This is a genomic window from Nitrosomonas sp. Nm51 (assembly GCF_900111165.1).
GTDB lineage: Bacteria > Pseudomonadota > Gammaproteobacteria > Burkholderiales > Nitrosomonadaceae > Nitrosomonas.
In genome coordinates this window covers 21,778-28,770 of record NZ_FOGH01000033.1, presented here as the reverse complement: position 1 = coordinate 28,770, position 6,993 = coordinate 21,778, and the positions used below count along the sequence as shown (strand labels likewise).

7 protein-coding genes are annotated in these 6,993 nt (G+C 44.9%); 4 read left to right on the top strand and 3 right to left on the bottom strand.

What is annotated here, in order from left to right; translation table 11 throughout:
* On the bottom strand, positions 1-603 hold a 603-nt coding region (locus BMY60_RS10760), incomplete at its 3' end, for a transposase (protein WP_143057429.1).
* A gap of 642 nt (positions 604-1,245) precedes the next feature.
* A complete protein-coding gene (locus BMY60_RS10755) occupies positions 1,246-1,839 on the bottom strand; it encodes a DUF1264 domain-containing protein (RefSeq protein ID WP_177166652.1) in 594 nt (197 codons plus the stop codon).
* A gap of 460 nt (positions 1,840-2,299) precedes the next feature.
* On the opposite strand from BMY60_RS10755, the gene BMY60_RS10750 reads away from it, so the two are divergent.
* The 3 genes from BMY60_RS10750 to BMY60_RS10740 all read left to right on the top strand — a co-directional run bounded on the left by BMY60_RS10750 (position 2,300) and on the right by BMY60_RS10740 (position 5,025).
* Positions 2,300-2,983, top strand: a complete 684-nt coding sequence (locus tag BMY60_RS10750; RefSeq protein ID WP_143057428.1) for a hypothetical protein — start codon at positions 2,300-2,302, stop codon at positions 2,981-2,983.
* Between the two features lie 582 nt (positions 2,984-3,565).
* Positions 3,566-4,348, top strand: a complete 783-nt coding sequence (locus tag BMY60_RS10745; protein WP_256250801.1) for a DUF1499 domain-containing protein — start codon at positions 3,566-3,568, stop codon at positions 4,346-4,348.
* A gap of 86 nt (positions 4,349-4,434) precedes the next feature.
* Positions 4,435-5,025 (top strand): plasmid pRiA4b ORF-3 family protein, encoded by a 591-nt coding sequence (locus tag BMY60_RS10740; RefSeq protein WP_090333550.1) that lies wholly within the window; start codon positions 4,435-4,437, stop codon positions 5,023-5,025.
* A 192-nt stretch (positions 5,026-5,217) separates the two neighbouring features.
* Here BMY60_RS10740 and BMY60_RS15795 read toward each other — a convergent pair whose 3' ends face one another.
* Complete coding sequence (locus BMY60_RS15795) at positions 5,218-5,382, bottom strand: hypothetical protein (protein WP_177166651.1); 165 nt, start codon at positions 5,380-5,382, stop codon at positions 5,218-5,220.
* Between the two features lie 279 nt (positions 5,383-5,661).
* On the opposite strand from BMY60_RS15795, the gene BMY60_RS10735 reads away from it, so the two are divergent.
* A complete protein-coding gene (locus BMY60_RS10735) occupies positions 5,662-6,987 on the top strand; it encodes an alpha/beta hydrolase family protein (RefSeq protein ID WP_090333549.1) in 1,326 nt (441 codons plus the stop codon).
* Positions 6,988-6,993 lie beyond the last annotated feature (6 nt).

The window sequence follows — 6,993 nt, the reverse complement described above, 5'->3', positions numbered from 1 at the left end:
GACTAACATGGGCGTATCACGGAAAGCTGCTGAGATTTTTGACAGCATCTCAACAGCCTGCGCATACTTTTTTTGGAAAGGTGGTGTTTTACCTTTGACCTTCCCGGCGTCAATCGTTTTCTTCATATGGTAGAAACGAAATGCCAGTGGCAAACAGGCCCAGCGGCCCTTTATTATTTTCAGCAAGCCGATGGACACCACATTCTGTGACCAGGGATAGCTGGATTGGTTAGTCTTTGCAGCATGGTCAAAGAACGACGCGCAGCCAAAAATCTTTTTGCCGGTCTTGGGGTTGATGAAATCATCCAAAGCCAATAACAACCGTCCTTTTGTTGTAGGGCTGGGTATCTGAGACCATAACGCAGTCCATAGGCATGACCAGGGAAGTTTTGATGAGGCCATGAATGTGTAAAACCGACGCTGGCTAAGCGACAATCCGAACAGTGTCTGTAGGCATCGCAATAAATTAGAGGTTCGTGAAGAAGTAAAATGGGTGATAACGGCCAGGAGTGTATAGACAAACCAGACACCCCGCTCATCGCCTTTGCAGCGGTGTTTAAATTCTTGCTGGAGGGGAGATAAAATAGTGCGTAAAATGAACATGTGGCGGCGCTCTTTTTGTTATTGATTTCAATTGCTTAAACACCAAAATTATAACAAAAACCACGCGCCACCACAACCATATCCAGTTGTATTTAAAGGATAAATTTCGAATTTACCCTATTAATAAAATGGTTAATATCGGGACTGCCTTCTTACCCAAAAGAAAATCGCTGATCACAAAAAATCAATGAAATTAGATCGCCACTTCCAAAAAAGCGTGAAACTTTAGTTTTATTTGACTGGCTGTGTAAATACCGCCCAGGGAAATCAAACCTGATGAATTTAACGGCGACGGTGGTATTCAGGCGCAGTTTTCGCGCCCTCAATAACGTTCCGCTAAACGGCGCTAATTGTGAGCTTGAAGTTAACTTCCTGGAATACCGGGAGCACCATCCTTCCGGATCCGGAGACTTTGTATAAAACCATTGCCTTTGGTATAAAGCCAACCGCGCCCGTCTATAATGATTCTTCCTGATAGATAGACCGGGTCAACGTATGCTCGAAGCGTGTTCTCAGCTAACGTAGCCAATTTGACAACCAGCGTCAGTCGAATGATCTCGCTTTCCCTGAAAAACAAATTGCATAAAAGATTTACCAAATTGATCTTGAAATGAATGTTTTCCGAATTAGCGGGAGGTGCTGTTATTTATTCTGCTCGGATACGACTGGCAAGTCTTGTATAATCAATACGTACGGCTCACCCAAAGGGAATTTGTCGTCCGGTTTCTGGAAATAGATCACTTTACCGTAGGTTTCTTTTAACACGGGCATTAATTTCTCGGCCTCCTCATGCGTCAGGTCCGGCAAACTGACTTCAGCTCTGGGAAATTCCGTTGCATGATAATGCCAATATTTCTTTTCTTCTTCTGGCAGGTGATTATATTGTTCGGCAGTAATGATATATTCATAGCCGATTGGTTTGTCCTGATCACCCATCCCCGTATGAAACATTAAACAGACAAATGTGCCATCATCGTATCCTTTACAGTGATGATGAACACCGACTTGCAATTTCGGATCGTGAGGAGAGTTCGTATCGGGTTTAAGATGACGGATTGCTTCGAGATGCAGATCGTTAAAACCAAGATGATTGGGATATGCTATTTGACGGGGATTAAACGTTTCATTGTATCGCCCCGATTTTTCTGAGTCTTCATTATTTGCTTTATCGGCTGTGACTTGTCCGGCCATCAACATGAAAGATATACCCATCAATATAATAATCTTTCCCGCCATCATAGATCCTCCATTAAAAAATGCACTTATCACTTGATTGGTTGATTTTGTTAAGGTGCAGCTTTTTGATGCGTTATTCATACATCGTCAGTTTGATAAAAATTGATCAAGTCCAGTGTACAGGAAAAGCAGGAGCGGGCAAAACTCGTGAGGCTGGAATAGTTGCGGGCCGATAATCCAGGATTTTGTATTCGCTAGGCAGAGCTGTTACGCCGATTATCCAGTGATAATAATCACAGAATATTATTTGCACTCGGAATAGCATGTATTCATACATCTGCGTGAAAGTACATCAATACATCATTTTTAACTGTCAAATACAAAATGACACACTTGTGCCGACAGGCTCGTATTTTAGATTGGTTGTTTTTACAATGAATTATGTATGTATGATCAGAATCTTATGATCACAATCAGCAACTGGCTATATAAAAATCATCCAATTTCGGGGGCAACGATCATGAACAGAATTAATCAAACAATACTGAAATTTTCCGGGTGGACACAGATTTATCTTGGTTGTCTGTTTCTTGTTTTTGCAGCGTTAATGTGGAATCCGGTTCAAGCTGGCATGGAAAACCCTGATACCGGGGAAACCTGTCAGGGTATTGATTGCGATGGATTCAATGACACTGCCGGATCGAATACTGGCTCAGCTTCCGCATCATCCGGCACTACAATCGATCTGAAAGTGGTTGACTGTAATGCTACGCAAGAAAAGGATATTAATGCGGTTGCCTGGAATATTACGGATGACTGGGTAAACTTTGAACAACTGATTGAAGCGGAAACAGGCACCAATCTGGGAAACTGTGCAAAAAACCGGTTCTCGAAGAACGGAAAGGTAAAATGCATGCCATCAGATAAGTGTAAAAATAATGGCGACTGTTTAAATGGCTGGTCTTCGCCTTTTACCAAGAAAATTAAGATTTATCCGCAATTTCTTGCGAAAATAGCAGGATTAGACCAGGCGGACCGGCGCGCCTGCTATGCAGCGCTCATGGCACATGAATTTGCGCATAGTTGTGATCTGGGAGAAGACGGTGCAGAAGCCCGTGAAGATGCAGCTTTCAAATACTGGAAAGACCGGTTTGCAGCCACAACGGATACGCTGAACATGCAACTTAATTGCGGACTGGACTGAACACCTGCAGGCATTTGAAATGGATGCGCCGCTCGATCATCATGCGGCACCCGATCTAAGTATTTCCGGATAGTTTTTTTGGTTGCGGGCCTGAGTCTGTCTCACGCTTGATCCGGAGGAGTGGCTGGTGCGGTTTACGTTACCAAAAATATGAAGCGATAGCTGCGAGGAATTCAGTGAAACGGTTTTGCATGATGTTATCAAGGAGTCGTTCATAAATAACTGTAACACCTGGATCGCATCTGGCGGGCACACTGCGGCGTTGTTCGCCGTCGCCATAGCCTGTGCTATGAACTCATCCTCCCGCCTTGCATTGCATCCCGCCAGACGCGCCCAATTGTCACACTTATTTATTCGCGGCTCCTAAGGGCTAAATGTATTGCCGCACGGCGAGGCTTTGTTCTGACTATTGACTTAAGACGGTTAACAGGTGGCCTTGTATCCTGCTGTATCCATGCAGTATTATAGATGCAGCATGGATGCGGTGGTTTTTACCAATATCGGCATATTGGCCGGATTAAAGGATTATCCTAGAATCCTATAAGGACTTCCCGATATTTGCAAGAAGAGGATTTTAGGATTATGCAAGGGACTATAGAGGCGACGACAAAGATGAAAGAAAAAAAGCAGGAGCGTTCGGAATTTGCGCGTTGGAGTTTCAAGCATGCGTGTATTTCCGCAACGCTCGCGGCGCTTGCTGTACTGGGATTCCGGTTTGGGATTATGAATTACCAAGTGGCAGTGGTCATTATCATCGGCGCAGCAGCCCTGGGCGTGATAGCCGTGCTATCTGCCATTGTAAGTATTCTCGCAATAATTACAGCAGTTGAGACTAAAGTGACCGGCGCACCCATGGCAATCACAGGATTAATCCTTGGTCTTGCAGTGGTGACGCCTGTTTTTCAGACCATCCAGGCTGGCTACAAAGTGCCGCGCATTCATGACATCACGACCGATCTGCAGAACCCGCCAGCCTTCACAGCCATTGCTGCGATACGTACAACGGACCACAACCCGCTTGATCGGAAAACGCCGGCCAGGCTTGCCGAACTTCAGCAGGCTGGGTACCCCGGTCTTGGCCCGATATTGATTGACAAAGATCCGGCCCGGGTTTTTGAAAATGCCGTCTCACTCGTCGAAGAACGCGGTTGGGAAATTGTTGCCGCTACAGCCGGGAAAGGCATTATTGAAGCAACTGCTACGACCCGGATTATGGGCTTTAAGGATGATGTTGTGATTCGCATATCGGCTAAAGAAGGGCAATCAATCGTTGACATGCGTTCCGCCTCGCGTATCGGCATTAGCGATATGGGTACCAACGCTGCACGTATCAGGCTATTTTTGAATGACCTGAACAACACGTAAGGTGCAATAAACGCAGTATTTAAGGAGCGGATCATGCAGATACATGGCGGCAAACGAGGCTACTGATCAAAATACGAGAACAAAAAATGAGTGCACGATTTTATTTGCTGAAAATTCAACTGCTTGATATAGAGCCTGAAATCTGGCGGCGCTTTGTGGTGCCTGCCAGTATCACACTGGACCGGTTACACGACGTTATTCAGATTGTCATGGGTTGGACAGACAGCCACCTTCACGAATTTTCCATCGGAAAGAAACGATATACGGAATATCCGGAATCCAGAGAAGAAGGCCTGGTCTGCGGCAGATACCGTCTTGAGGATCTGATTAAACAGAAAGGCCGCAGCTTCCGCTATTTATATGACTTTGGTGACGGCTGGGAGCATGAACTCGTACTCGAAGAGAGCCGTTATTTCAATCCGGAACTGAGGGTTGAACTGACCTGCCTTGAAGGCGAACGGGCTTGTCCGCCAGAAGATGTGGGCGGTGTGCCTGGTTACTTTGATTTTTGTAAAGCTTTGAAAGACCCAGGCCATGAAGAGCACGAAAGCTATATGGACTGGTCCGGTGGTGGTTATGATAGTGAAAGTTTTGATGTCGATGCCGTCAACTGGGAGCTAATGAAATACCTTCGCTGGTCCCGGAACCGGTATCAGAATTGGATAGGGGTAGATTGAAAAAGCCCGGTAGGCCGATGATGGATTCCAGTGAAACGTAATCCACACCACCTTGTCTGGTCGTTTTTCAGTTGTTTGTGGTGTAATTTGACCAACCTTCGCTTGCAGTGGCTGAATCTATGACTCTCTATCCGGAACCAGCCCCTTGCCTGAGGCAAACACTTCGCCGCTGTTCCCAATCAGCTGTTTCTTTCACTTCACAATCAGATTGCTGTTGATGCCATATTGCTGTGACAGCTCAGTCAGCGGCTGATCGCCCTTGATCGCCGCCAATGCAATTTTTGATTTGATTCCGGTGAATGATTTCTGCGTTTCTTGCTCGTTTTCTGTACTCCTTTTGTTTATAAAAATAATCATACAGAAAATAACTCCTAATATTTGTCATTCAGTGTCCAATTGCATGGGGCCACCTCACGCTTAATATTGCCTGTTCAATTCAGCTGGTCTCAGCAAACCACTATAATATTTATAATGGAATAGTCTGTGCTTGCTTCAGTCAGTGCACTGGCTTTCGCTACAAAGCTGTAGAGAATAAGCGGTGGCGGGTGTTTAAAGGCAGAACAGGAAGAATAAATATTCCTTGACTTTTTTTGTTAAACATAGAAACTAACTATTGAAAACCATGTGGAGTGATAAATGAGAACGATTAGTCGGCAAACCAGAATTGCTTTCGTGTTTGTATTGTCTGCCATGTATTTGTTCGGCTGTACTTCGAACCAAATGTATCGCACTGACAACTCACTTTGCATATCCAGTCTAGAGAATAACTGTGATAAACACAGTATCCAGCTGCATAATCAGGGTGATGATAGTGAATATTTCCTGGGATTTGTTGAGATCGATGACCAGGGCCAATTGCGTGATCGCAACCAAATGGACACTGTCATTGATAAACTTCGCGAGATGGCGGGAAAAGACAGTCTGCTTATAAATGTTTACGTACATGGCTGGCAGCATAATGCATCACCTGGAGATGCAAATATCAAAAATTTTTCCGAGCATCTGAAAAAACTCAGTCAGATCGAAAACAAACTGGCCAAAAAGCAAAATCGTGCGTCACGAAAAATTACGGGTGTTTATGTAGGCTGGCGTGGCAAATCAATCAGCATTCCGGGATTAAACGTGATCACTTTCTGGGATCGTAAAAACACGTCACTGAATGTTGGTTACATGAGTATTGCGGAATTGTTCCTGAAGCTTGAAGAAATCAGTAACGTCAGAAATAGCTGGACTCCACCGATAAAAAGCAGACTCGTTATCATGGGCCACAGCTTTGGAGGGCAGGCTGTATTTAGTGCGACTTCGCAAATTCTTGCCAGTCGATTTATTGACAGCCGCGAGAATAAAACGCACCAGGATACTGCAAAAGGTTTTGGTGATTTAGTGGTATTGCTTAATCCTGCTTTCGAAGCTTTGCGCTACGCGCCGTTATATGATCTTTCCAGTGAACGTTGCAGTTATTTTCCCGAACAGCGCCCGCGGTTAGCGATTCTCACTTCTGAGACGGATAATGCCACAAAAACTGCCTTTCCTTTCGGCCGTTTTTTCTCCACCTTTTTTGAAACCCATAACACTGTTAACCGTGAATTTTGTGGAGGGAAAAAACAATTCACCTTTAAGGAAGGAACTGCTGATCGCACAGCCGTTGGACATTTCGATCCTTTTATCAGCCATACACTAGTCCCTGTACCCAACGCCGAACCGCTGACCACAGACGTTTATGATAATATTCAAAATGTCTGGGGAAATCAGACTGCTGGTGCAACCACAAAATATGGCCGTACCATCCTTGAACACCTGGATCGTACTGCGCCTCGAAACCCCTATTTAAATATCCGGGTTGATTCAACACTGATGGCAAATCATGTTGATATATGGGGCGACAAAATTCAGGAATTTCTGCGCCTTCTCGTACTTTTGGCAACAAGCGATAAAGCCCCGGAAGAAAGCGGCGCCCAGTAATGTGTC